This window comes from Enterobacter sp. CFEC122 (assembly GCF_052983755.1).
Genome location: NZ_JBRIQR010000009.1, coordinates 46,476 through 71,946, shown reverse-complemented (window position 1 = coordinate 71,946; position 25,471 = coordinate 46,476). Strand labels below are relative to the sequence as shown.

At 59.5% G+C, this 25,471-nt stretch carries 20 protein-coding genes; 14 read left to right on the top strand and 6 right to left on the bottom strand.

Going from position 1 to position 25,471, the window contains the following annotated elements; genetic code table 11:
* Positions 1–197 precede the first annotated feature (197 nt).
* The 5 genes from hemA to kdsA all read left to right on the top strand — a co-directional run bounded on the left by hemA (position 198) and on the right by kdsA (position 5,230).
* Entirely contained in the window at positions 198–1,454 is a 1,257-nt protein-coding gene (hemA, locus tag ACVCAM_RS08460; protein WP_008499512.1) for a glutamyl-tRNA reductase, read from the top strand.
* Positions 1,455–1,495: 41 nt separating this feature from the next.
* The gene (prfA, locus tag ACVCAM_RS08455) at positions 1,496–2,578 is read left to right on the top strand and encodes a peptide chain release factor 1 (protein ID WP_008499513.1); all 1,083 of its coding nucleotides are present in this window, start codon (positions 1,496–1,498) and stop codon (positions 2,576–2,578) included.
* Positions 2,578–3,408, top strand: a complete 831-nt coding sequence (gene prmC, locus ACVCAM_RS08450) for a peptide chain release factor N(5)-glutamine methyltransferase (RefSeq protein ID WP_025913099.1) — start codon at positions 2,578–2,580, stop codon at positions 3,406–3,408. The genes prfA and prmC overlap by 1 nt, the downstream gene beginning before the upstream one ends.
* Positions 3,409–3,529: 121 nt before the next feature.
* Positions 3,530–4,339 carry an invasion regulator SirB1 gene (gene sirB1, locus ACVCAM_RS08445; RefSeq protein ID WP_023292212.1) on the top strand — a complete coding sequence of 270 codons (810 nt, stop codon included), beginning with the start codon at positions 3,530–3,532 and terminating at the stop codon, positions 4,337–4,339.
* Between the two features lie 36 nt (positions 4,340–4,375).
* On the top strand, positions 4,376–5,230 hold the full coding sequence (gene kdsA, locus ACVCAM_RS08440; protein WP_025913098.1) for a 3-deoxy-8-phosphooctulonate synthase: 855 nt from the start codon (positions 4,376–4,378) through the stop codon (positions 5,228–5,230).
* A gap of 74 nt (positions 5,231–5,304) precedes the next feature.
* On the opposite strand, the gene chaA is transcribed toward kdsA, so the two are convergent.
* A complete protein-coding gene (gene chaA, locus ACVCAM_RS08435; protein WP_407223444.1) occupies positions 5,305–6,405 on the bottom strand; it encodes a sodium-potassium/proton antiporter ChaA in 1,101 nt (366 codons plus the stop codon).
* A gap of 270 nt (positions 6,406–6,675) precedes the next feature.
* Here chaA and chaB point away from each other — a divergent pair, with 270 nt between their 5' ends.
* Together chaB and ACVCAM_RS08425 are read left to right on the top strand one after the other, a co-directional pair.
* Positions 6,676–6,906: a putative cation transport regulator ChaB gene (gene chaB / locus ACVCAM_RS08430; protein WP_008499518.1), complete on the top strand. Its 231-nt coding sequence runs from the start codon at positions 6,676–6,678 to the stop codon at positions 6,904–6,906.
* A gap of 177 nt (positions 6,907–7,083) precedes the next feature.
* On the top strand, positions 7,084–7,779 hold the full coding sequence (locus ACVCAM_RS08425; protein ID WP_023292215.1) for a gamma-glutamylcyclotransferase: 696 nt from the start codon (positions 7,084–7,086) through the stop codon (positions 7,777–7,779).
* 29 nt (positions 7,780–7,808) lie between these two features.
* Here the strand turns inward: ACVCAM_RS08425 and ACVCAM_RS08420 are convergent, their stop codons facing one another.
* From ACVCAM_RS08420 to ACVCAM_RS08410, 3 genes are all read right to left on the bottom strand, one after another.
* Positions 7,809–8,048, bottom strand: coding sequence for a DUF1883 domain-containing protein (locus tag ACVCAM_RS08420; RefSeq protein ID WP_008499520.1), 240 nt, complete (start codon positions 8,046–8,048; stop codon positions 7,809–7,811).
* A gap of 211 nt (positions 8,049–8,259) precedes the next feature.
* The gene (locus tag ACVCAM_RS08415) at positions 8,260–10,044 is read right to left on the bottom strand and encodes a methyl-accepting chemotaxis protein (protein WP_407223443.1); all 1,785 of its coding nucleotides are present in this window, start codon (positions 10,042–10,044) and stop codon (positions 8,260–8,262) included.
* A 106-nt stretch (positions 10,045–10,150) separates the two neighbouring features.
* Positions 10,151–10,504 carry a DsrE/DsrF/TusD sulfur relay family protein gene (locus ACVCAM_RS08410; protein ID WP_025913096.1) on the bottom strand — a complete coding sequence of 118 codons (354 nt, stop codon included), beginning with the start codon at positions 10,502–10,504 and terminating at the stop codon, positions 10,151–10,153.
* Positions 10,505–10,576: 72 nt separating this feature from the next.
* On the opposite strand from ACVCAM_RS08410, the gene nasR reads away from it, so the two are divergent.
* The 7 genes from nasR (at position 10,577) to ACVCAM_RS08375 (ending at position 22,892) form a co-directional block, all read left to right on the top strand.
* Positions 10,577–11,761 carry a nitrate regulatory protein NasR gene (gene nasR, locus ACVCAM_RS08405; protein WP_025913095.1) on the top strand — a complete coding sequence of 395 codons (1,185 nt, stop codon included), beginning with the start codon at positions 10,577–10,579 and terminating at the stop codon, positions 11,759–11,761.
* Positions 11,762–11,989: 228 nt separating this feature from the next.
* The gene (locus tag ACVCAM_RS08400; protein ID WP_023344359.1) at positions 11,990–13,237 is read left to right on the top strand and encodes a CmpA/NrtA family ABC transporter substrate-binding protein; all 1,248 of its coding nucleotides are present in this window, start codon (positions 11,990–11,992) and stop codon (positions 13,235–13,237) included.
* Between the two features lie 2 nt (positions 13,238–13,239).
* Positions 13,240–14,118 carry a nitrate ABC transporter permease gene (gene ntrB / locus ACVCAM_RS08395; RefSeq protein WP_008499525.1) on the top strand — a complete coding sequence of 293 codons (879 nt, stop codon included), beginning with the start codon at positions 13,240–13,242 and terminating at the stop codon, positions 14,116–14,118.
* A gap of 9 nt (positions 14,119–14,127) precedes the next feature.
* The gene (locus ACVCAM_RS08390) at positions 14,128–14,916 is read left to right on the top strand and encodes an ABC transporter ATP-binding protein (RefSeq protein WP_021240347.1); all 789 of its coding nucleotides are present in this window, start codon (positions 14,128–14,130) and stop codon (positions 14,914–14,916) included.
* A 13-nt stretch (positions 14,917–14,929) separates the two neighbouring features.
* Positions 14,930–18,916 (top strand): nitrite reductase large subunit NirB, encoded by a 3,987-nt coding sequence (nirB, locus tag ACVCAM_RS08385; RefSeq protein ID WP_407223441.1) that lies wholly within the window; start codon positions 14,930–14,932, stop codon positions 18,914–18,916.
* A complete protein-coding gene (locus tag ACVCAM_RS08380) occupies positions 18,913–21,438 on the top strand; it encodes a nitrate reductase (protein ID WP_407223440.1) in 2,526 nt (841 codons plus the stop codon). Before nirB ends, ACVCAM_RS08380 begins: the two co-directional genes overlap by 4 nt.
* Positions 21,439–21,485: 47 nt before the next feature.
* The gene (locus ACVCAM_RS08375; protein ID WP_407223438.1) at positions 21,486–22,892 is read left to right on the top strand and encodes a YchO/YchP family invasin; all 1,407 of its coding nucleotides are present in this window, start codon (positions 21,486–21,488) and stop codon (positions 22,890–22,892) included.
* A gap of 3 nt (positions 22,893–22,895) precedes the next feature.
* Here the strand turns inward: ACVCAM_RS08375 and narL are convergent, their stop codons facing one another.
* Both narL and narX read right to left on the bottom strand, forming a co-directional pair.
* Complete coding sequence (gene narL, locus ACVCAM_RS08370) at positions 22,896–23,546, bottom strand: two-component system response regulator NarL (protein WP_008499531.1); 651 nt, start codon at positions 23,544–23,546, stop codon at positions 22,896–22,898.
* The gene (narX, locus tag ACVCAM_RS08365; protein WP_407223436.1) at positions 23,539–25,335 is read right to left on the bottom strand and encodes a nitrate/nitrite two-component system sensor histidine kinase NarX; all 1,797 of its coding nucleotides are present in this window, start codon (positions 25,333–25,335) and stop codon (positions 23,539–23,541) included. Before narX ends, narL begins: the two co-directional genes overlap by 8 nt.
* Positions 25,336–25,471 lie beyond the last annotated feature (136 nt).

Genomic DNA, 25,471 nt, shown 5'->3' with positions numbered 1-25,471 from the left:
AGGACAAATCCTTGAGATACGTTGCAGTTATAACTGTTAATGCTAGCGTCGAAGGGGGCTACCGTCTACGTTCAAATTATCTCAAAGCGTTGTGTAACCTATTACTCCGAAAGGGGGCTGTCTCTTTTATTGATCTCGCGCATCCTGTATGATGCGTTCTGCTAACCTTATTAACGCTGGTACTACTCCCGCTCAACATGACCCTATTAGCACTCGGTATCAACCACAAAACGGCCCCGGTTTCGCTGCGAGAACGCGTAACGTTTTCGCCAGATACGCTCGACCTGGCGCTGGATAGCCTGCTTGCACAGCCGATGGTGCAGGGTGGCGTGGTGCTCTCGACGTGCAACCGTACCGAGCTCTATTTAAGCGTGGAAGAGCAGGACAACCTGCACGAAGCGCTGATCCGCTGGCTATGCGACTACCACAATCTCAATGAAGACGAGCTGCGCAACAGCCTGTACTGGCATCAGGACAACGATGCCGTCAGCCATCTGATGCGCGTGGCCAGCGGGCTGGATTCGCTGGTTCTGGGCGAGCCGCAAATTCTGGGTCAGGTGAAAAAAGCCTTTGCGGATTCGCAAAAAGGGCATCTGAAGGCCAGTGAGCTGGAGCGCATGTTCCAGAAGTCATTCTCCGTGGCGAAGCGTGTGCGAACCGAAACCGACATTGGTGCCAGTGCGGTTTCTGTTGCTTTCGCGGCCTGCACCCTTGCACGCCAAATCTTTGAATCCCTCTCCACCGTCACCGTGATGCTGGTGGGCGCGGGCGAAACCATCGAACTTGTGGCGCGCCATCTGCGCGAGCATAAAGTGAAAAAGATGATTATCGCGAACCGCACCCGCGAACGTGCGCAGGTGCTGGCGGATGAAGTGGGGGCAGAGGTGGTTGCCCTGAGCGACATCGATGAACGCCTGAAGGAGGCGGACATTATTATCAGTTCGACCGCCAGCCCGCTGCCGATTATCGGCAAAGGGATGGTGGAGCGTGCGCTGAAGTCCCGCCGTAATCAGCCGATGCTGCTGGTGGATATCGCCGTCCCGCGCGACGTTGAGCCAGAAGTCGGCAAGCTGGCTAACGCCTATCTTTACAGCGTAGATGACCTGCAAAGCATCATTTCGCACAACCTCGCGCAGCGTAAAGCGGCGGCGGTGCAGGCGGAAACCATTGTCGAGCAGGAAACCAGTGAGTTTATGGCCTGGCTGCGCGCGCAAAGCGTCAGCGAGACCATCCGCGAGTACCGCGGGCAGGCGGAGCAGGTGCGTGATGACCTGACTGCCAAAGCGTTAGCGGCCCTGGAGCAGGGCGGCGACGCGCAGGCGATTATGCAGGATCTGGCGTGGAAACTGACTAACCGCCTGATTCATGCCCCAACCAAATCTCTTCAGCAGGCTGCCCGTGACGGGGATGATGAACGCCTGACTATTCTGCGCAACAGCCTCGGGCTGGAATAGCGCCCTATACCCATTTTCTAAGACAAGGTGCACTTACGCCTATGAAGCCTTCTATCGTCGCTAAACTGGAAGCTCTGCACGAGCGCCATGAAGAAGTCCAGGCGCTGCTCGGCGATGCCGGGACCATTGCGGACCAGGAACGTTTTCGCGCACTTTCACGTGAATACGCGCAGTTAAGTGATGTTTCTAAATGCTTTACCGACTGGCGACAGGTTCAGGACGATATCGAAACCGCGCAGATGATGCTCGACGATCCTGAAATGCGCGAGATGGCGCAGGAAGAGTTGCAGGATGCGAAAGCGCGTTCTGAGGAGATGGAGCAGCAGCTTCAGGTGCTGTTGCTGCCAAAAGATCCGGACGACGAGCGCAACGCGTTCGTGGAAGTCCGCGCCGGGACCGGCGGGGACGAAGCGGCGCTGTTTGCCGGGGATCTGTTCCGCATGTACAGCCGCTACGCCGAATCGCGTCGCTGGCGCGTGGAGATCATGAGCGCCAACGAAGGCGAACACGGTGGCTACAAAGAGGTTATCGCCAAGATCAGCGGCGACGGCGTGTACGGCCGTCTTAAGTTTGAATCCGGCGGTCATCGCGTGCAGCGCGTACCGGCCACCGAATCTCAGGGCCGAATCCACACCTCCGCCTGTACGGTGGCGGTGATGCCGGAGCTGCCGGAAGCTGAACTGCCGGACATCAACCCGGCGGACCTGCGTATTGATACCTTCCGCTCCTCCGGGGCGGGTGGTCAGCACGTTAACACCACCGACTCCGCCATCCGTATTACCCACCTGCCGACCGGCATCGTGGTGGAGTGTCAGGACGAGCGTTCCCAGCACAAAAACAAAGCCAAAGCGCTCTCCGTGCTGGGCGCACGTATCCACGCGGCCGAAATGGCGAAACGCCAGCAGGCGGAAGCGTCTACGCGTCGTAATCTGCTGGGCAGCGGCGATCGCAGCGACCGTAACCGCACCTACAACTTCCCGCAGGGGCGCGTGACTGACCACCGCATCAACCTGACGCTGTACCGTCTGGACGAAGTAATGGAAGGCAAGCTGGATATGCTGATTGAGCCTATCGTGCAGGAATACCAGGCCGACCAGCTGGCGGCACTGTCCGAGCAGGAATAATGGATTTTCAGCGCTGGTTACGTGAGGCTGCCGGTGAGCTTTCCGAAAGCGAAAGCCCGAAACGCGATGCCGAAATTTTGCTTGAGCATGTGACGGGTAAAGCCCGCACGTACCTGCTGGCCTTCGGCGAAACCGAACTGACTGCTGAACAGGAAGCCCGGCTCGCCGCGCTGCTTGCCCGCCGTAAAACCGGCGAGCCGGTGGCGCACCTGGTCGGCGAGCGCGAGTTCTGGTCGTTACCGCTTTACGTCTCGGCGGCAACGCTGATCCCGCGCCCCGACACCGAGTGTCTTGTTGAACAGGCGCTGGCGCGCTTACCCGCATCGTCCTGCTGCATTCTCGATCTCGGAACGGGGACCGGGGCCATCGCCCTGGCGCTCGCTACCGAACGGCCCGACTGCGCGATCACGGCGGTGGATGTGATGCCCGACGCGGTGGCGCTGGCGCAGCGTAACGTGGAACGTCTTGGCCTGACCAACGTGACGGTGCTGCAAAGCAGCTGGTTCAGCGCGCTGGAGAAGCAGACGTTCGGAGTGATTGTCAGTAACCCGCCCTATATTGACGAGCGTGACCCGCACCTTGCGCAGGGGGATGTGCGCTTCGAACCGCTGACGGCGCTGGTCGCCGCCAGGGAGGGTTTAGCCGACCTTGATCACATTGTGACAACGTCACGACAACATTTGCTTTCCGGCGGCTGGCTGCTGGTGGAGCATGGCTGGACGCAGGGGGAAGCCGTGCGGGCGCTCTTTACCCAGGCGGGCTACGCCGATGTCAAAACCTGCCGCGACTACGGCGGCAACGAACGCCTGACGCTGGGGCAGTGGTTATGAGCGCAGGTACTGATAAAGGCGTAAGGCTGACTGAAAGGCGGTTTGGCGTTATCATCTACATCGTTTTGAGTTTTATCTCGCCCGGGCGTCGCTGTACGCTCGGTCGTTACTGGGGTAAGTCATGAAGTCCTTAGCCGATTTCGAATTTAATAAAGTGCCGCTTTGCGATGGCATGATCCTGATTTCTGAGATGATCCGCGACGATTTTACGTCGCAGTACGTCTACGATGAGCTGGAGAATCTGGTCTGCCTGGCGCGTGAAGAGATCAATCAGGCGCGCCCGCAGGACTGGCAATTAGAGAAGCTGCTTGAGCTTTTCTACGGCGAATGGGGTTTCTGCGACACGCGGGGCGTGTATCGCCTGTCTGACGCATTATGGCTGGACCAGGTCTTAAAAAATCGTCAGGGGAGCGCCGTTGCGCTGGGTTCTATTTTGCTTTGGGTTGCGCATCGCCTGGATATTCCACTGGTGCCGGTCATTTTTCCGACGCAGATGATCCTGCGTGCGGAGTGGCTGGACGGTGAGATGTGGCTCATTAATCCCTTCAACGGCGATACGCTGGATGAACATACGCTGGACGTGTGGCTGAAAGGCAATATCAGCCCGGTGGCTGAGCTCTTCAACGAAGATCTCGACGAGGCGGATAACGCAGAAGTGATCCGCAAGCTGCTGGATACGCTGAAGTCTGCGTTAATGGAAGAGCGTCAGATGGAGCTGGCCCTGCGCGCCAGCGAAGTGCTGCTGCAGTTTAATCCGGAAGACCCGTACGAAATTCGCGACCGTGGGTTGATCTATGCCCAGCTCGATTGTGAGCACGTGGCGCTGAACGATCTGAGCTATTTCGTCGAGCAGTGTCCGGAAGATCCTATTAGCGAAATGATTCGTGCGCAGATCAACGCGATCTCGCACAAGCAAATTACACTGCATTAATCTTAATTCCGATTCACACCTGAATAAGGCGATCCTATGAAACAAAAAGTGGTTAGCATTGGTGATATCAAGGTAGCAAACGACCTGCCGTTCGTGCTGTTTGGCGGCATGAACGTGCTGGAATCCCGCGACCTCGCCATGCGTATCTGCGAGCACTACGTGACCGTGACCCAGAAGCTGGGCATCCCGTACGTGTTTAAAGCCTCTTTTGACAAAGCCAACCGCTCCTCCATCAACTCTTACCGTGGCCCGGGCCTGGAAGAAGGGATGAAGATTTTCCAGGAGCTGAAGCAGACCTTTGGCGTGAAAGTGATCACCGACGTGCATGAAGCCACTCAGGCGCAGCCGGTGGCAGACGTGGTTGATGTGATTCAGCTCCCGGCGTTCCTGGCTCGCCAGACCGACCTGGTTGCCGCGATGGCGAAAACCGGTGCCGTGATCAACGTAAAAAAACCACAGTTCGTGAGCCCGGGTCAGATGGGCAACATCGTCGATAAATTTATCGAAGGTGGCAACGACAAAGTCATCCTGTGCGACCGTGGTTCCAACTTCGGTTATGACAATCTGGTTGTGGATATGCTGGGCTTCAGCGTGATGAAAAACGTCTCTAATCAGTCTCCGGTGATTTTCGACGTGACCCACGCGCTGCAGTGCCGCGACCCGTTTGGCGCTGCGTCCGGTGGCCGTCGTGCTCAGGTGACCGAACTGGCGCGCGCCGGTATGGCAACCGGCCTGGCTGGCCTGTTCATTGAAGCGCACCCGGATCCGGATAACGCAAAATGCGACGGCCCATCTGCGCTGCCGCTGGATAAGCTGGAGCCGTTCCTGAAACAGATCAAAGCGATTGACGATCTGGTCAAGAGCTTCGATGAGCTGGATACCAGCAAATAATAAAAAAACCCGCTTCGGCGGGTTTTTTTATGGGACATATTGCCGGGTAAGCGCAGCGCCGCTGGGCAAAAAGACTACGCAAAAATTGTCATCAAGTAAGCCACAAACAGCGCCATATGCGCCGCGCCGTTCAGCACGTTGGTGCGTCCGGTTGAGAATGAAATCTGGCACAGCAGCAACGAGGCCACCATCACAATCATCTCTGGCGCGCCCAGCGCGAACTGCAGTTCGTTACCGGTCATAAAGGCAATCAGGGTCACCACCGGCACGGTGAGTGAAATGGTCGCCAGCACGGAGCCGAAGAACAGGTTCATGGCGCGCTGCACCTGATTGTTTAAGACGGCTTTCAGCGCCCCCAGCCCTTCCGGGGACAGGATCAGCAGCGCCACCAGGAAACCGGTAAACGCGACCGGCGCGTTCAGTTCGGTTAACAGCGTTTCCAGCGGATTGGCGTTCATCTTGGTGACGGCAATCACCGCAATCAGATGCACGATCAGCCAAACCGTATGCCACGCGCTGCTCTGGGCCGACGGCTTACCGTGGTGCGGGTCATCGTCGTCGCTGTCGTCTTCATGCTCATACACAAACAGGCTCTGGTGCGTTTTGGTCTGAATCAACAGGAACACGCCGTACATGGCTGCGGAAATCAGCGCAACCAGCAGCGCCTGACCGGTGGAGAAGTTGGCACCCGGCAGCGCCATCGGGAAGACCAGCACGATAATCGCCAGCGGGAAGAGGGCAATCAGATACTGTTTTATGCCGAACAGGTTCATATACTGGGTCGCGAATTTACGCCCGCCCAGCAGCAGAGAGAAGCCCACCAGGCCACCCGTCACAATCATAATGATCGAGTAGAGCGTGTCGCGCATCAGCGTCGGCGCGGCATCGCCGGTGGCCATGAGCGCGGAAATCAGGCTGACTTCGAGAATAACAACGGAAAGGCTGAGAATTAACGATCCGTAGGGTTCGCCCAGACGGTGGGCCAATACGTCCGCATGGCGAACGACGCTAAATGCGCTGGTTAAGATACCGACCAGGGCAAGAATATTGATACCAACCACCACTGGCAGTGACTGACTGCTTCCCCAGAAGAGCAGCACAGCCAGTGCCAGAACCGGGAAAATGAGAGACGTCTCCTTGTGGCGGGTCTTTACCGCCTCGTGTGTTGCTGTCATGTGCTTCTCCATCAATGCAGGTGCTTGTAATTATAGATAGATTTTTGAGGTCATTAAATTAACAGATCTCTGTTAAATGCCCTTTATTTTTTACTTAATTTTACCTTTTTTAATAATTATCACGCCTGATTCCTGTAATTCACCACATTATCCTAATATTTGTTTAATAACAATAAGTTAATGTTTTCGATTATTCATAAATGAAGTGTGGGTGGCACGCTGCCATATCGTCGTCCACACTTATCTCTTTAACCAAAAGAGAGGTGAGTGATGCCTTATAAAACGAAACGCGAATTACCCGATAATGTGCAAAACGTGCTGCCCGCTCACGCGCAGGATATCTACAAAGAGGCGTTTAACAGTGCCTGGGATCAGTACAAAGATAAGGACGATCGCCGGGATGATGCCAGCCGTGAAGAGACGGCACACAAAGTCGCCTGGGCCGCTGTAAAACATGAATATGAAAAAGGAGACGACGATAAATGGCATAAAAAGAAATAGCCCTGAAATAATTCGCTGCCTTCATTTTGACTTTTCAGGCGGTTGAACTGCCGTTGTATTGCAACTGGTCCGCTAATTGCTTATCGTTATTCAACTGCTGGCAAAATGACCAGCACCTAAGGCCGGGAAGGCGAATTACAGATGTCGCAAGGAAGCATGCAGTGGCGGAGGTGGAAAGTGTTAACGCGTGATTTCTTAATGAAGGCAGATTGTAAGACGGCATTTGGTGCTATTGAGGAATCGCTTCTCTGGTCAGCTGAACAACGTGCGGCGTCGCTCGCTGCCACGCTTGCCTGCCGCCCGGATGATGGCCCGGTATGGATTTTTGGCTACGGCTCCCTGATGTGGAACCCGGCGCTCGAATTTGTCGAATCGGCAACGGGCACGCTGCCTGGCTGGCATCGCGCATTTTGCCTGCGCCTGACGGCCGGACGCGGCAGCGCGTGCCAGCCCGGGCGTATGCTTGCACTGAAAGAGGGCGGACGCACCACGGGCGTGGCGTATCGCCTCCCGGATGCCACCCTGGAAGAGGAGCTTACGCTGCTCTGGAAGCGTGAGATGATCACCGGCTGCTACATGCCGAGCTGGTGCAAGCTGGATCTTGACGACGGACGCACCGTCAATGCGCTGGTGTTTATTATGGACCCGCGCCATCCGCTGTATGAAGCGGACACCCGCACGCAGGTGATTGCCCCGTTAATTGCCGCCGCCAGCGGGCCGCTGGGTACCAACGCGCAGTATCTCTTCTCTCTCGATCAGGAGCTGACCCGCCTCGGCATGAAGGACGATTGTCTGAATGAGCTGGTGGTGAAGGTGAAGGCGCTGCTGGAAGGAAACCCGCTCAACGGCACGCTGCGACCGGGTTTTGCCTGATAATACGCCCGGCTGGCCGGGCGCGTAATTTAAGCTGCTACGTAACTGACAGAATGCTCCAGAGACTGGCTGTGGCTGTCGATCAGCACATCCCAGGTGCCGGTATACGGCACGGTAAGCCAGGCGTTATCATCCTGCACGGTGAGAATATCCGCCTGGGATTGTTTTTGTGCTTTCGCACTCATCAGATGAATACGGCAGCGCTCTGAGCAACGCACCACTACCGTATCCCCGCCAAACAGTTTCAAACTTGTTTTTACCAGTGCCATTTTTTACCCCGTAGTCTTAAACAACGCTCTCCCTGCAGCCATATCCGAGCGTGATATTGTTCACAATTCACTCATGGCATAACACCAAAGGGGAGGGGGAGGGATGCTGATTTTGATCAAAAAATGGCATAACGATTAAACAAAAATGACAAAATTCCTCAAAATTTCAGCTGACGCGCGTTTTACCCGCTAAACGCGCGCCAGTATAAAATTAAATGCGGAAATGGCCGGCGGTTTCAGCAAGGTCGCCCGCCTGGCTCTGCAGGGCGCCCGCGGCAGCGGCGGATTGCACGACCAGCTCGGCGTTCTGCTGGACCATGCGGTCGAGGTGGGTCACCGCGTGGTTAATTTCGTGAATGCCTTTCATCTGCTCGCTGGTGGCGATGGAGATTTCGCGCATGATGCCGGAGACGCTGCCAATGCTCGAGCGGATCTCGTCCATGCTTTCCCCGGCCAGATGCACGTAGCGGGAGCCGGTGGCCACGCTGTCGGTGGTGGAATCAATCAGCGATTTGATCTCTTTCGCCGCCTGGGCGCTACGGCTCGCCAGGTTACGCACTTCGCCCGCCACCACGGCAAACCCGCGCCCCTGCTCGCCGGCACGGGCCGCCTCGACGGAGGCATTCAGCGCCAGAATGTTGGTCTGGAACGCGATACCGTCAATCACGCTGGTGATGTCGCCAATTTTAGCCGACGCGACTTCGATGGACTGCATGGTGCTGATCGCCTGGGATACCACCTCGCCGCCGCGCGCCGCGGCCGCGGAGGCTTTGCTCGCCTGGTCATTTGCTTCCGCCGCCGATTCGTTCGACTGGGTCACGGAGGCGGTGATCTGCTCTACGGCGCTGGCCGTCTCGCGCAGGCTGGACGCCGCCTGCTCGGTACGTCCGGAGAGATCCTGGTTACCCGCCGCAATCTCCTGAGCGGCGTTTTTCACCGACTCGCTGGCATCACGGAGCTGCACCATCACCACCGACAGCTTATCGCTGAAGGCGTTAAAGGCCTGGGCAATCTGCGCCACCTCGTCCTCACCGCTGTCAGGCAGACGCTGCGACAGGTCGTTAGTCCCGTTGGCAATGTTGTGCATCGCGTCGCGAATGTCCGACAGGCGCTTCAGCAGACGGGCAATCAGGAGGTGAACAATGGCCGCGCTCAGCAGCGCCAGGATCACCAGCGAAATCGCCGAGGCTTTAAGCAGGGAACGCATGCCGGAAGTGGCATCACCGCTGTCGAGGGCGACGACCAGCAGCCAGTTTGTGCCCGGCACGGCGGTTGCCACGAAGGTTTTTTCGACGTCGTTCAGCGTACCGTCGACAAGGTTACCGCTTTTCAGCGCAGCAAAATCGATGCCTTTGATGGTCTCAGCAAACGGTTTAAGCGTCAGAGCCGGATCGTTAGCCGCAATCACGCTGCCGTCACTGTTCAGAAGCAAGCCGATGCTGGACGGAGTTGGATGGATCCCGCGCACGTTCGCCACCACGCTGTCCATGGCCACATCGCCCGCCACCACCGCTTTCAGGGCGCCATTCTCTTTCACCGGCACGGCGAAGGTCACCACCAGTTTACCGGTACCGGCATCAACGTAAGGCGCGGTGACGACCGGGCCGTCCGCGCTGACCACCTGCTGATACCACGGGCGAATGGTCGGGTCATAATCCGCAGGTACGCCCGCGGGCTCAGAGAATTTCGCCGTTTTGCTGGCGTAGCCGACATAAACGTTGGTGAATCCACCCGCCTGCGCAAGCTGTTTAAACACCGGAACCGGGTCGTCACTCAGCGCAACGGTCTGGGCAGCGGCGATAACCGTCATCTTGCTTTTTACCCAGTCGGCAATCGCCATGTTATGGCTGGCGCTGGTGCTGGTCAGGATATCGCGCTGTGACTGCTGGTTATCCTGGCGTGTGACCTGGAAGTTAATAACGGTATTGAGGAGAAGGGCGACGACCAGACAGCCTACCGTCGCCGCGATGATGCGTGCACGAATCGATCTGAACATAAGTGAAATACCTGCTGTGTTGTTTCCATGCCTATCGGCAACCCCGCAGGTAAACTTGATGCTGAAACCGCGTCCATAAGAAAATAATATTTTTATGGGTTTATTATTAAAAAGTTAATACTTTATCAGCGGACAGCGTCCACTCGGCCAGTTCAACCAGCGTACCAATTTCTACGCCATCAATCAGCGGCAGCCCGGTGATACCGCGCCCGTCGGTGCAGGTTTTGCACAGCTTCACCGGCACGTTTTGTGCGGTCAGGATCTCTAGCATCTGCTGAATGTTATAGCCCTCGGCCGGCTTTTGTCCCTTCAGCCCGGCGGTGACGGCGTCCGACATTAAAAAAAGGCGTAACGCCAGGTCGCTCTCTTTTTCATGTAGCGCGATCGCCAGGCGCAGGCTGTTGAAAAGGGATTCGCTGCCGTAGGCCGCACCGTTGGCGACGATCACAATCTTCTGCATGTTGACTCCTGTTCTTATAAAGGCACGAATATTGCTTAATTCCCCGGAGTTTCGCTGTCCGGGAGAGTAAGCATGACATTAATGGCAGGCATTTCGCCAGGCGCTGCCGAATGGCTCACGCGCGCAAAGATGATGCGCCAGGAGCAGTTCAGCAAGCTGGCACAGCTGGGCGTGCTTGTGCACGGCATTAGCCAACTGGTGCACATGTTACAGTGCGAGCGCGGGGCGTCCAATGTCTGGCTCTGCTCACAGGGCAAGCTGTACGCCCCCGAATGCAAAGCCAGCCGGGCGCTGGTGGATGAGAACCTCGCTGCCCTTTACGGCATTCTTGAAACACAGTCGCCGATCCCGGGAAGTGCCGTCTGTGAACGCATCGGCGGCGCGCTCCTGAGCCTGGATACGCTTCCCGCGCTGCGTGACGGTGTGATTCAGCAGACGGTAACGGCACCCCAGGCGATGGAACACTACTCCCGCATGCTTCGCCATCTGCTCAGTATCGTGCCGCAGCTTAATGACAGCATTGACGATCCGCAAATCGCAGGACGTTTTGTCGCGCTTTATAGCCTGATGCAGGGCAAGGAGCTGGCGGGACAGGAGCGGGCGCTGGGGGCGATTGGCTTCACGCAGGGTTTTTTCGATGATGTGACTCGTCAGAGGCTGGTTGACCGCATTGACGGGCAGCAGGCCTGCTTTGAGATCTTTCTCTCACACAGCTCCGCTGACGTTCAGACCACCTTTTCAATGCACTGTCAGCCCGATCGTGAAACGGAGCAGCTCCGGCGCGTGGCCTGTACCCGCCAGCCCGCCGCCGATAACGGCCTTACCGCGCTGGCCTGGTTTGCTCTGCAAACCGCGCGCCTTGAGCATCTGCGCACGCTGGAGGAGACGATCATCGCCGATCTGATGGTCGCGGTGGACGAATGCATTCACCGTGACGATGAGTACGCGCCCCCCGGCGATGAACAGGATGACCCGCCGATCCGCTATCCGGAAAAACCGTTGCTTACCCTGGTTCGCCAGCAGGCGCGCGAGATAGAGCAGCTCTCACGTCAGCTTGCGTCGCTGCGCGATACGCTTGAAGAGCGCAAAATCATTGATAAAGCGAAGAGCGTGCTGATGAATCACCAGAATATGAGTGAGGAACAGGCCTGGACGGCGCTGCGCAAAATGGCGATGGACAAAAACCAAAGGATGGTGGATATCGCCCGCGCGCTGCTCATGGTGAAGAATGTATGGCAGGTAACACCAAAGGAGTAGCTGCACGGTCAGTGGGCATTTTATGCCTGTTTGCGGTGCGTAAAGGCGAGGGAATAACGGTAAGCGCCGCAAGAAACGGTGTGTTAAAACCTGGCATTCACTTTGCATTATCAGATTAACCATTTTTGACGATGCGCCAACGGCGGTGCATCCGTCTTCGGGATAAAGGCGTCCACTGGTGCTTCGGCACCGTGGGCGCTTTTTTTTGGTTTTTTTTCAGGAGTGGTCATGGCGGATTTGTCGAGACGGCGTTTTTTGCAGGCCAGCATGCTGGCGAGTGGTGCAATGCTGTTGCCGGGTGTCATGCAGGCCGCATGGGCGGCAGGCTCGGATAAACCGGAGCAGGAAACAGTACGCATCGGGTTTATCCCGCTGACAGACTGTGCCCCGGTGGTTATCGCTGCGCTGAAAGGGTTTGATAAAAAATACGGTATTACCATCGTGCCCACCAAAGAGGCGAGCTGGGCGGCGGTGCGCGACAAGCTGGTGGCGGGCGAACTCGATGCCGCGCACATTCTCTACGGCCTGCTGTACGGACTGGAGCTGGGCATCGCCGGCAAGCCACAGCAGATGGCTAACCTGATGACCCTCAACCAGAACGGCCAGGCGATTACGCTCTCCAGCGATCTGGCAGAGAAGGGCGTTCATGACCTTGACGGGCTGAAAAAGCGGATTGGGCAGCAGGCGCCTGGCACCTATACCTTCGCGCACACCTTCCCGACCGGGACGCACGCCATGTGGCTCTACTACTGGCTGGCCAGCGCGGGCATTCACCCCTTTGACGACGTGCGCACGGTGGTGGTGCCGCCGCCGCAGATGGTGATGAACATGCGCATTGGCAACATGGTCGGCTTTTGCGTCGGCGAGCCGTGGAACGCGCGTGCCATCAACGACCGCATCGGTTTTACCGCCGCCACGTCGCAGTCTGTCTGGGCCGACCATCCGGAAAAAATCCTCGGGACGCGTCGCGACTGGGTGGAGAAAAACCCGCACACCGCCCGGGCGCTGGTGAGCGCAGTGCTGGAGGCGGCGCGCTGGATTGAGGCCTCCCCGGAAAACAAACGCGAAACCGCGCAGATCCTCTCCCGCCGGGCGTGGCTCAACTGCAAAGAGCAGTATCTCACCGGACGCATGCTCGGTGAGTACGACAACGGCCTGGGCCAGCGCTGGCAGGACGCGCACCCGATCCGCTTCTTCAACGAGGGGGCCGTCAGCTACCCGTATCTCTCCGACGGCATGTGGTTCTTAACCCAGTTCCGCCGCTGGGGCTTGCTCAAAGCCGCCCCGGACTACGCGGGCATCGCACAACGCATTAACCAGACGGCGGTCTGGCAGGATGCCGCCACGGCGGTGGGGGGCATTACCACACCGACTTCACCACTACGCAGCAGCACATTGATGGACGGCACCGTCTGGAACGGTACCGACCCGGAAGGATACGCCAGCCGTTTCGCCATTCACCGTAAAGGGGCCTGATTATGCAGCATCTGCAAAAGACAAAATCACACGAGACGCCGGAGAGTGGAGAGGTGATTGTCCTGCCTCCGGTGCAGGTTCGCCGCCGCACGCCGACGTTTGCGCGTCGGATTAACGCGATCCTTCAGCGCATCATTCCGGCTTTTCTGGGGCTGGGACTGCTGGTGGTGCTCTGGCAGCTGGCGGCGATTAACAGCAAAGGTTTCCCGACGCCGCTCAGCACGCTCGATTCCGCTATTACCCTGTTTGCCGATCCGTTTTATCGCGACGGGCCAAACGACATGGGCATCGGCTGGAACGTGCTCGCCTCATTACAGCGCGTGGCGGTGGGCTTTGGCCTGGCCGCGTTCGCCGGGATCCCGCTCGGCTTTCTGATTGGTCGCTTCACCTTTTTTTCGCGCATGTTCGGCCCGCTGATCGCGCTGTTACGCCCGGTTAGCCCGCTGGCCTGGCTGCCCATCGGCCTGCTGCTGTTCCAGAAAGCGGAGCCCGCGTCGAGCTGGACCATTTTTATCTGCTCCATCTGGCCGATGGTGATCAACACCGCCGAAGGCGTGCGCCGCATTCCGCAGGACTACCTCAACGTGGCCCGGGTGCTGCAGCTTTCCGAGTGGACCATCATGCGCCGCATTCTCTTCCCGGCGGTGCTGCCCGCAGTGCTGACCGGGGTGCGCCTCTCCATCGGCATCGCCTGGCTGGTGATTGTCGCCGCCGAGATGCTGACCGGCGGTTTAGGGATCGGTTTCTGGATCTGGAACGAGTGGAACAACCTCAACGTCGAAAACATTCTCATCGCCATCGTCATCATTGGCGTGGTCGGGCTGCTGCTGGAGCAGGGGCTGATGCTGATCGCCCGTCGCTTTAGCTGGCAGGAAAAATAAGGAGCGAACATGAAACCATTAATCCAGGTCCAGGCCGTGAGCCAGCGTTTTTCCACCGCCAGCGGCGAATTTCTGGCGCTGCAGAACGTCTCCTTTGATATCCATGAGGGCGAAACCGTCAGCCTGATTGGGCACTCCGGCTGCGGTAAATCGACGCTGCTTAACCTTATCGCTGGGATCACGCTGCCGACGGAAGGCGGGCTGATTTGCGACAACCGCGAAATTGCCGGGCCGGGTCCGGAGCGCGCGGTGGTATTCCAGAACCATTCGCTGCTGCCGTGGCTCACCTGCTTCGACAACGTGGCCCTGGCGGTAGATCACGTGTTTCGACACAGCATGAGCAAGGCGGAGCGCCGGGAGTGGATTGAGCACAACCTCGACCGCGTGCAGATGGGGCACGCCCTGCACAAGCGCCCGGGGGAGATCTCCGGCGGCATGAAGCAGCGCGTCGGGATTGCCCGCGCGCTGGCGATGAAGCCGAAAGTCCTGCTGATGGATGAACCCTTCGGCGCGCTGGATGCGCTGACGCGCGCCCATCTGCAGGACTCGGTGATGCAGATCCAGCAGGCGCTGAACACCACCATCGTGCTGATTACCCACGACGTGGACGAAGCGGTGCTGCTCTCCGATCGCGTACTGATGATGACCAACGGCCCGGCGGCGACCGTCGGGGAGATCCTGCACGTTGACCTGCCGCGCCCGCGTAACCGGGTGCAGCTGGCCGACGACAGCCGCTATCACCACATGCGCCAGCAGATCCTGCATTTCCTCTACGAAAAGCAGCCGAAAGCGGCGTAGCGAGGGGGCTTTGATGCGACTGGTCATTATCGGAAATGGCATGGCGGCCACGCGGCTGATTGCCTCGCTCACCGGGCGTGCTGCCGATCGTTTCGCCATTACCGTCATCGGTGACGAGCCGGAGCATGCCTATAACCGCATCCAGCTTTCGCCGGTGCTGGGCGGTGAAAAAACGGCGGCGGGGATCTGTCTTCAGAATGACGACTGGTACCAGGAACGGGGCGTGACGGTGCTGCGGGGGGAAAAGGCGCTCGCCGTGAATGTGGACACGCGGGAAGTGCAAACCACCGCCCGCACGCTGGGCTGGGATGCGCTGGTGTTTGCCACCGGATCAACGCCCTTTGTTCCGCCAATTCCCGGCTGCGATGCGCCGCATGTCTTCACATTCCGTACCCTGGAGGATATCCGGGCCATTCGGGCGATCGCCGGTCCGGCGGTAGTGCTGGGCGGCGGCGTGCTCGGGGTTGAGACGGCGGCAGCGCTGGCGCGCTCAGGGGACAACGTCACCCTTGTTCATCGCGGTCCGTGGCTGATGGAGCAGCAGCTGGATGAGAAGGCGGGCGTGCTGCTGGAAGAGGCGCTGGCGGCGCGGGGCGTGCGCTGTGAGCTCGCCTCAGGCATCGCGGCGATTGACGGGAATAGCGTGACGCTGCTGAACGGACGCAGCGTCACCGCCGCGCGCGTGGTGCTGGCGACGGGCGTGCAGCCCAACGTCGTGCTGGCGCAGGCCAGCGGCATTCGCTGCGCGCGCGGCATCGTGGTGGATCACCAGATGCAAACCTCCGTGCCGGACGTCTACGCCATTGGTGAATGCTGTGAAATTGACGGCCAGACGTTTGGCCTGGTCGCCCCCTGTCTGGCGCAGGCGGATATCCTCGCCACACGGCTGGCCGGAGACGTCACCGCGCCGTTTGCCCTGACCGACAACGGCGTGCGCCTCAAGGTGACCGGCGTGGAGCTGTTCAGCCTCGGTCGCGCGGCAGAGCAGGAGGGCGATGTGGTCTGGAGCGCATGGGATCCGCTGACCCGTCACTATCGTCGCTTACTGATCCATCAGGGGGCGCTGGCTGGCGTGCTGCTGATGGGGGACTGCCGCAGCGCGGCAACATTTACCGATTTACTGGCAACGGCTGCGCCCGCGCACGCGGACTGGCTGTTCGATCGTTTCACTACGCAACCGCAGGTTGCAGGACAGAACGCTATGACAAAACCTACTCTGGTGGTGGTTGGGCACGGTATGGTCGGCCATCATTTTCTCGAAGACTGCGTTAACCGCAATTTGCATCAGCAGTATCAGATCGTTGTCTTTGGCGAGGAGCGCTATGCCGCCTATGACCGCGTGCATCTGTCGGAATATTTTGGCGGCCGCAGCGCGGCGTCGCTTTCGCTGGTGGAGGGGGATTTCTTTGCCGACAACGGCATCGAGCTGCGCCTGTCGCAGCAGATTGTCGCTATCGATCGCGACGCGCGCGTGGTGCGTAGCGCCAGCGGGCACGAAACCCACTGGGACAAGCTGGTGCTGGCGACCGGCTCATACCCGTTCGTGCCGCCCGTGCCGGGAAACGATCTGCCGGGCTGTTTTGTTTATCGCACGCTTGACGATCTGGACAAGATTGCGGCGCATGCGGCGGGCTCACGCCGCGGTGTCGTGATTGGCGGCGGCCTGCTGGGGCTGGAGGCGGCGAATGCCCTGAAGCAGCTCGGGCTGGAAACTCACGTGGTGGAGTTTGCGCCCAATCTGATGGCGGTCCAGCTCGACAACGACGGTGCGGCGATGCTGCGCAAGAAAATCGAGGCGCTTGGCGTCGGTGTGCATACCAGTAAATCAACGACGGAGATCGCCGCCGCGGACGGCGGGCTGGTGCTGCGCTTTGCCGATGGCGAACAGCTTGAAACAGACATGGTGGTCTTTTCTGCCGGCATTCGTCCGCAGGACGCGCTGGCGCGCAGCAGCGGGCTGGCTATCGGCGAACGCGGCGGGATCGGCATTGACGACCGCTGTCAGACCTCCGATCCGGACGTGCTGGCCATTGGTGAATGCGCCCTGTGGGAAGGGAAAATCTTCGGGCTGGTTGCGCCCGGCTACCAGATGGCGAGGGTGGCCGCCGCCGCGCTGGCGGGAGAGGAGAAAACCTTCGCCGGCGCGGATATGAGCACCAAACTCAAGCTGCTGGGCGTGGACGTGGCCTCGTTCGGCGATGCTCACGGCCGCACGCCGGGGGCGCTGAGCTACCAGTGGACGCACGGCCCGCAGCAAATCTACAAGAAAATCGTGGTCAGCCACGACGGCAAAACGCTGCTCGGCGGCGTGCTGGTGGGTGATGCCAGCGAATACGCCACGCTGGTACAGATGATGCTCAACGGGATAGCCCTGCCAAAAGAGCCGGAAACGCTGATATTACCCGCGTCGTCAGGCAGTGCGCCAAAAGCGCTCGGCGTGGCAGCGCTGCCGGAAAGCGCACAAATCTGTTCGTGTCATAACGTCAGCAGAGGCGATATCTGTCAGGCGGTAAGTGCGGGCGCAACGGATATCGGCGCGATTAAGCAGTGCACCAAAGCGGCGACCGGCTGCGGAGGATGTAGCGCACTGGTGAAGCAGGTGATGGAGTTCCAGCTGGCGGCGCAGGGTGTGGAGGTGAAAAAGGACATCTGCGAACACTTCCCGTACTCGCGTCAGGAGATTTACCACCTCGTGCGCGTCAACCATATCCGCACCTTTGACCAGCTCATTAGCCGCTACGGTCAGGGACACGGGTGCGAAATTTGTAAGCCACTGGTGGGGTCAGTGCTCGCCTCCTGCTGGAACGAGTATCTGCTGAAACCGGCACACCTGCCGCTGCAGGACACCAACGACCGCTACTTCGCCAATATCCAGAAGGACGGTACTTACTCCATCGTGCCGCGCATGCCTGCGGGGGAAGTGACCGCCGACGGGCTGATCGCCATCGGCCAGATTGCAAAACGCTACAGCCTGTACAGCAAAATCACCGGCGGCCAGCGTATCGACCTGTTTGGCGCCACGCTGGAACAGCTGCCGGAGATCTGGCAGGCGCTGGTGGAAGCCGGATTTGAAACCGGGCACGCCTACGGCAAATCCCTCCGCACGGTGAAATCCTGCGTCGGGTCGACCTGGTGTCGCTACGGCGTGCAGGACTCCACCGGCCTCGCGGTCAGGCTCGAGCACCGTTACAAAGGCCTGCGCGCCCCGCACAAAATCAAAATGGCGGTCTCAGGGTGTACCCGCGAATGCGCCGAGGCGCAGAGTAAAGACGTGGGGGTGATTGCCACCGATAAGGGGTGGAACCTCTACCTGTGCGGCAACGGCGGCATGAAGCCGCGCCATGCGGATCTCTTCGCCAGCGATCTTGATGATGACACGCTGATCCGCACCGTAGACCGTTTCCTGATGTTCTACATCCGCACGGCGGATCGCCTGCAGCGCACCAGCACCTGGATGGACAACCTGGAAGGCGGCCTCGACTACCTGCGTGAGGTGATCCTCAACGACAGCCTGGGCATCGCCCACGAGCTGGAGCAGGAGATGGCCCGGGTGGTGGAAACCTACCAGTGCGAATGGCAAACCACGCTTAACGATCCGAACCGTCTGGCGCTGTTCCGCACGGCGGTGAACGACACCGCAGCGGATCAAGGTAAACGCTGGCAGGAAATCTGTGGCATCGACGATATCCCCGAGCAGGCGGGCATTGGCGCGCGTCTTGGGCGTAAGCCGATCGCGCTGTTCCGCTTTGGCAAAACCGTTTACGCCCTCGACGATCGGGAGCCTGGCAGCAGCGCGAACGTGCTTTCCCGCGGCATTCTTGGCGATGCGGCGGGGGAGCCGGTGGTGATTTCCCCGCTCTACAAGCAGCGTATCCGCCTGCGCGACGGCTGTCAGGTGGAGAACGGCGAACCCGCGGTGCGCGCCTGGCCGGTCAAAATTGAGAACGGCAAGGTGTGGGTCGGTAATGATGCCCTGGTAATGCGTGCGGAGGCCTCATGACAGAAATCCGGACAACGTGTCCCTACTGCGGGGTCGGCTGCGGCGTGGTCGCCCGCGTGGACGGTGAAACGGTCAGCGTTCGGGGGGATGAAACCCATCCTGCGAACTTTGGCCGCTTGTGCGTGAAAGGATCGGCCCTGGGGGAAACAATGGGGTTACAGGGGCGATTGCTGCGCCCCGTTGTTGACGGTGCTGAGGTGGCCTGGGCGCAGGCGCTGGGAGCGGCAGGCGAGCGCCTCCAGGACATTATCGACAAATGGGGGCCGCAGGCGGTGGCGTTTTACGCGTCCGGGCAATTGCTTACCGAGGATTATTACGCCGCCAATAAGCTGATGAAAGGGTTTATCGGCGCGGCGAACATTGATACCAACTCCCGGCTCTGCATGTCATCGGCAGTCGTTGGCTACAAGCGCGCCTTTGGTGAAGACGTCGTGCCGTGCAGCTACGAGGATGTGGAAAACAGCGATCTGGTGGTGCTGGTGGGCTCAAACGCGGCCTGGACGCATCCGGTGCTCTATCAGCGCCTGGTACAGGCAAAGCACAACAATCCGGAGATGAAAGTGGTGGTCATCGACCCGCGCAGAACCGCCTCCTGTGATATTGCTGACCTGCATCTGGCGCTCACTCCCGGCAGCGACGCCGGGCTGTTCGTCGGTCTGCTTAATGTCATTCAGGGAACGGACGCGTGGCCGATATCCCGCGTGGCGGCGTTTTGCAGCCTCTCGCCGCAGGATATTGGTACGTTTTACGACTGGTTTATGACGGCCCCCCGGGCCATCACCCTCTACACCATGGGAATCAACCAGTCCTCCAGCGGCAGCGACAAATGCAGCGCCATCATTAACGTGCACCTTGCCAGCGGGAAATTTAACCGTCCGGGCTGCGGCCCGTTTTCGCTGACCGGACAGCCAAACGCGATGGGCGGAAGAGAGGTGGGCGGGCTGGCAAATCAGCTGGCGGCGCACATGAACTTTGAGCCGGACGATCTCTCGCGGGTGGCGCGTTTCTGGGGAACGGAACGGCTTGCGCAGACGCCGGGCTTGATGGCGGTGGAGCTGTTTGACGCCATTGCCCGCGGCGAGGTGAAGGCAGTGTGGATCATGGGCACCAATCCTGCCGTCTCGCTGCCGGACAGCCACGCGGTGTGTCAGGCGCTGGGGCGCTGCCCGTTGGTGATTGTCTCTGAGGTGATGAATGATACCGACACCAGCCGGTTTGCCCATATTCGCTTTCCGGCGCTGGCCTGGGGAGAGAAGGACGGCACGGTAACCAATTCCGAGCGACGCATTTCGCGCCAGCGCGCGTTTCTGCCCGCGCCCGGTGAGGCAAAGCCGGACTGGTGGATCGTCGCACAGGTGGCGAAACGGCTGGGGCACGGCGACGCCTTTGCCTGGCTGCATCCCCACCAGATTTTTTGCGAGCATGCGGCGCTGACGGCCTTTGAAAATGACGGCGCGCGGGCCTTAAACCTTCACGACCTGGCTTCGTTAACCCGTGAGGAGTGGGAGCGGCTTGAGCCCTGGCAGTGGCCTGGGGGAGATTTTCCGTGCCGAAACAGTGTTCCCGTTGACCCACAGTCGCACGGTGCAACGGTCAGCGCGTTGTACCCGCTGATTCTCAACTCGGGGCGCATTCGCGATCAGTGGCATACCATGACGCGAACAGGATATGTGGCCAGACTGATGCAGCATATCGCCGAACCCTTTGTTGAGGTTTGCCCCGCAGACGCCGTTCGGTTTTCCCTGTGCGACGGCCAGCTGGCGCGCATCAGTTCGCCGCGCGGCGTCATGGTAGCAAGAGTGCGCATCAGCGACGCCCAGCGCGAAGGGAACGCTTTTGCCCCGATGCACTGGAACGCTGCGTTTGCCCGCCAGGGAAAGGTGAATGCGCTGGTGGAAGGGCGCTGCGATCCGGTTTCGGGCCAGCCGGAGAGTAAACAAACCGCCGTCAGAATCCAGCCCTGGCAGCCCGCCTGGCAGGGAGAACTCTATGCCCGCGAAGGGCTGGAAATGCCCTCTTCGGTTTACTGGTGGCGTAAAGCTTCACGCCTGACGGTGGCGTGCGATAAACCGCTGCTGTCATGGGTAATGGAATACGCCAGCGGCCGGGGCTGGCAGCTGCAGGTTGCGCAGACCGGTGAACGCAGCAGCGTGCTGGCCTGGCATGAAGGCCAGCTTATGCTGGGTTTCTGGGAAGGTACCGCGTTACCGGCGCTGGCGCATACGGTGATTGAAGCTGCTTTTCATTCCCCCCCCGTGCTGCCCGCAGAACGCCACGCCCTGTTGAACGGGCAGAGCGTCGGGAAGGCGATGGATCCGGGACGCATTATCTGCAGCTGTTTCAGCGTCGGGGAAGAGGCGATACGGGAGGCGATTGCCGGAGGGTGTGATTCCGTCACCGCGCTGGGGGCGAAGCTGCGCTGTGGTACGAACTGTGGTTCCTGCGTGCCGGAGCTGAAAGGGCTGTTTCAGGATAATCCTGAAATGTCCGCCAGGACTGCATTTCAGGGCTTATCGCGTTAACATAATAAGAGTTTATTCATAAACACAGGTTCTTATTGACGACGTTGATGGCTGTATCGTCCCGCATTCGTTTGCTGTTTTTACTCCCCCTTCTTACGGCCGGAGCCGTTCACGGTGCGCCGAATTCCTTTATGCATCAGGCGCAGCACCCCTTTGATAATAACGGGGATAGTCTGCCCGATCTCGGCCTGGCGGCGCCAACGGGCGAAGGGGAGAAACACCTCGCCGAAATGGCGAAAGCCTTCGGTGAAGCCAGCATGACCGACTACGGGATGACGACCGGCGAGCAGGCGCGTCAGTTTGCCTTTGGCCAGGTGCGCGACGCGGTAAGCGGGGAAGTGAACCAGCAGATTGAGTCCTGGCTGTCGCCCTGGGGAAACGCCAGCGTGAACGTGCTGGTGGATAATGACGGCAAATTTAACGGCAGCAGCGGGAGCTGGTTTATCCCGTGGAATGATACTAACCGTTACCTCAGCTGGAGCCAGCTTGGCCTGACGCAGCAGACGGATGGCCTGGTCAGTAACGCCGGAATCGGTCAGCGTTGGGTCGCCGGGAAATGGCTGCTGGGCTACAACACCTTTTACGATAATCTTCTCGATGAAAACCTGCAGCGTGCCGGGCTGGGCGCGGAAGCGTGGGGGGAAAATCTGCGCCTCTCAGCGAACTACTATCAGCCCTTTGCCGGATGGCGCGCGCGATCTGACGTTCAGGAGCAGCGCATGGCGCGCGGATATGACGTGACCGCTAAAGCCTGGCTGCCGTGGTTTCATCACCTGAACACCAGCGTTAGCGTTGAGCAGTACTTTGGCGATAACGTTGACCTGTTCAACAGTGGAACCGGGTACCACAACCCGGTTGCGGTCAATCTGGGGCTTAACTATACCCCCGTTCCGCTGGTCACGTTGACCGCCGGGCACAAGCAGGGCGAAAGCGGCGAGAGCCAGAATAACCTTGGGCTGAAGCTCAACTACCGCTTTGGCGTGCCGCTGGCTAAGCAGCTTTCCGCCGATGAGGTCGCCGCGACGCGATCCCTGCGCGGCAGCCGCTACGATTCACCGGAACGCACTAGCCTGCCGGTGATGGAGTTCCGCCAGCGTAAAACGCTGTCCGTCTGGCTGGCCACGCCGCCGTGGGATCTGAAAGGGGGCGAGACCGTTATGCTGAAGCTGCAGGTTCGCAGCACGCACGGCATCCGTCAGATCCACTGGCTGGGGGATACGCAGGCATTGAGCCTGACGTCGCCGGCCAAAAGTAACAGCGCAGACGGCTGGAGCGTGATTATACCTGCCTGGAATGAAGAGGAAGGTGCGACAAACCGCTGGCACCTCTCGGCAGTGGTAGAAGATGAGAAAGGCCAGCGCGTCTCGTCCAATGAGATCACGCTTGCTGTGGTGCAGCCGCTGGTCGCATTGCCTGATGACGACCCGCGCTGGAAGCTGCTGCCGGAGGAGTAATCCTTAGAAAATGCGTTCCTGATGCACCCACACGGCGGCTTCAACGCGAGATTTTAACTTCATTTTCTTCAGCATATGCTTCACGTGCACTTTGACCGTGCTTTCGGTGATGTCCAGGCGGCGAGCGATCATTTTGTTCGGCAGGCCCTGGGCAATGAGCTTGAGAATATCGCGCTCGCGCGGCGTGAGCTGGCTGACGTCGCGGTCAGAGGTGGCGCGGTTAGCCCGCAGGCTGGCGGCCAGCACCGGCGTTAAGGCTTCGCTCAATACCATCTCGCCCGCCGCTGCCTGCTGTAGCGCCTTAAGCAGATCTTCCGGCTCCATGTCTTTCAGCAGATAGCCATCCGCCCCGCGCTTCAGCGCCGTGACCACATCCTCTTCATGGTTCGACACGCTAAAGACGACGATGCGTCCGGAAAGCGATTTTTCCCGCAGCTTGTCGAGGGTCTCCAGTCCGTTCATGCCCGGCATATTCAGATCGAGCAGGATCAGATCGGGATCGAGGGATTCGGCAAGCTCAATGCCCTGTTCGCCGTTGCTGGCTTCGCCCACCACGGTGATATCGGGCGCCATGCTGACCAGCTGTTTCACGCCAGTACGCAGCATCGGATGGTCGTCGATCAACAGGATGGATGCCGGTTCCTGATTAGTCATGGGTATCTCCTTGAGCAGTTGTAAGCGGTTTCTCGGGAATAAAGGTGACGACAACTTCCGTGCCGCCCGTCTCTCTCCGGCGAACCTGGCAGTCACCGCGCAGGCTTTGGGCGCGGTCTCGCATAATGATTAAACCATAGTGGTTAGTGCGTTCGGCATTTTCCGGCACGCCGCGGCCGTTATCGTGAACCGTCAGTTTCACCTGATTGTCGTGCTGGCTGACGGTGACCTTGACCGCCGTTGCTTCAGCGTGTTTAAGCACGTTGCTCAGCGCTTCGCGGGCGATCTGCAGTAAATGTATGGCCTGATGGGAAGGGACAAAGCGCGGCGGCAGCTGGTAATCCAGCTTCACCGGGAACCCCAGCCGGGCGCTAAATTCGTGACAGCTGGATTCCAGCGCCGGGCGCAGGCCCGGCTCGGTCAGCTGCAGACGGAAGGTGGTCAGCAGCTCGCGCAGCTGCACCCAGGAGGTGTTCAGCTCGTTGCGGATCTGGCTGAGCAGCTGCTTGTTGCTGTCGGGCATCTCCGCATCCTGCATCTGCAGGCAGCTCACCTGCATTTTCATACAGGAAAGCGACTGGGCGATGGAGTCGTGCAGCTCGCGGGCGATGGTCGCGCGCTCTTCCATGACGATCAGCTGCTGCTGTTTTTCCTGATGCCTGTCGAGCGCCAGCGTGGCCGTCAGCTGTTCAACCAGCGTATCCACCAGCTGCTGCTGGTCGTGGCTCAGGTGGCGTCCGGTTGGCAGGGTGGCCAGCAGAATGCCGTACTGAGTGTGGCTGTCCGTCAGGCGCCACTTCAGGGTCGTGCCGCCGGAGGTCAGCGGCGGCAGGCCGCGAGGGCAAAGATGACAGCCTTTGTCATCGCAGGACATATCGGACTGACAGGTAAATTCCTGGTGGTTCTCTTCGTCTTCCACATCGTAGACCCGCAGCTCCAGATCGCGCAGCAGGGTCAGCTTTTGCAGGCCATTCAGCACCGGTGAGAGACGTTCACATAGCGGCACCTGCATGTGCAAGCGACGGTTGGCCTGCCAGAGGAAAGAGAGGATCTCGTTTTTCTGCTCCAGCCCGGCCGTTTTTTCCTGTACGCGCTGCTCCAGCACCGCGTAGCTCTCGGAGAGCTCGGCCGACATGGTATTGAGTGCCTGGCCGAGCATGGCCATCTCATTGCGCCCGCTAATGTGCGTGCGCTGGGTAAAATCGCGTGCGGTGACCGCGCGGGCCATCGCCAGCAGCTGTTTCCAGGGATTCAGCAGACGCGCGCGGAGCCAGACGATGGTGAAGATCAGCAGCAGCCCCATAAACAGCGCCATGGCCCGGTGCACCATCACCACCCGGTCGATGCGTAATTCGGTCGTCTGGTCGAACGCGGAGACCAGCGCGTCAATGCGGGAGACAAACCCCGCCACGTCCTGGGCAACGGCTTCTGTACTGCGCGCCTGTTTCAGGCCCGGCTGCAGCTGGGTGTGCCAGTACCCCTGAAGGGCGTTCAACTGGGATTGCTGACCGGCACGGATGGCGGCATTTTCCAGCTCGGGGCTGAACGCCGTGCGCTCCATTTCATCGATTAAAGGCCGATCGTCCTGCGTCAGCGGAACCGCCGCCAGCAGACGGTAACTCTGCATGCGTAGCGAGCCTGCCTCGTTGATGGCATGCGCATTACCCTGTACCCCTTGTACCAGCCAGCCGGAGATCGCCATGCCGGTCACGCCGATGGCGGTGGACAGCAAAACAATCAGGGCGAGCTGATTCACGAGCGTTAGCGGAGATAAGCATCTTTTTAACATAGAGTGGGCGTGCTCCTGACGTGGCCTGCTTGCAGGAATGGCGCTATTCTGGTGCATACCCTGGAGTATACCCATACCAATAAAGGATTACCCCTAAATTGCCAACGGAGTAGGGGGGAAGAGGTGGGCGCTGCAG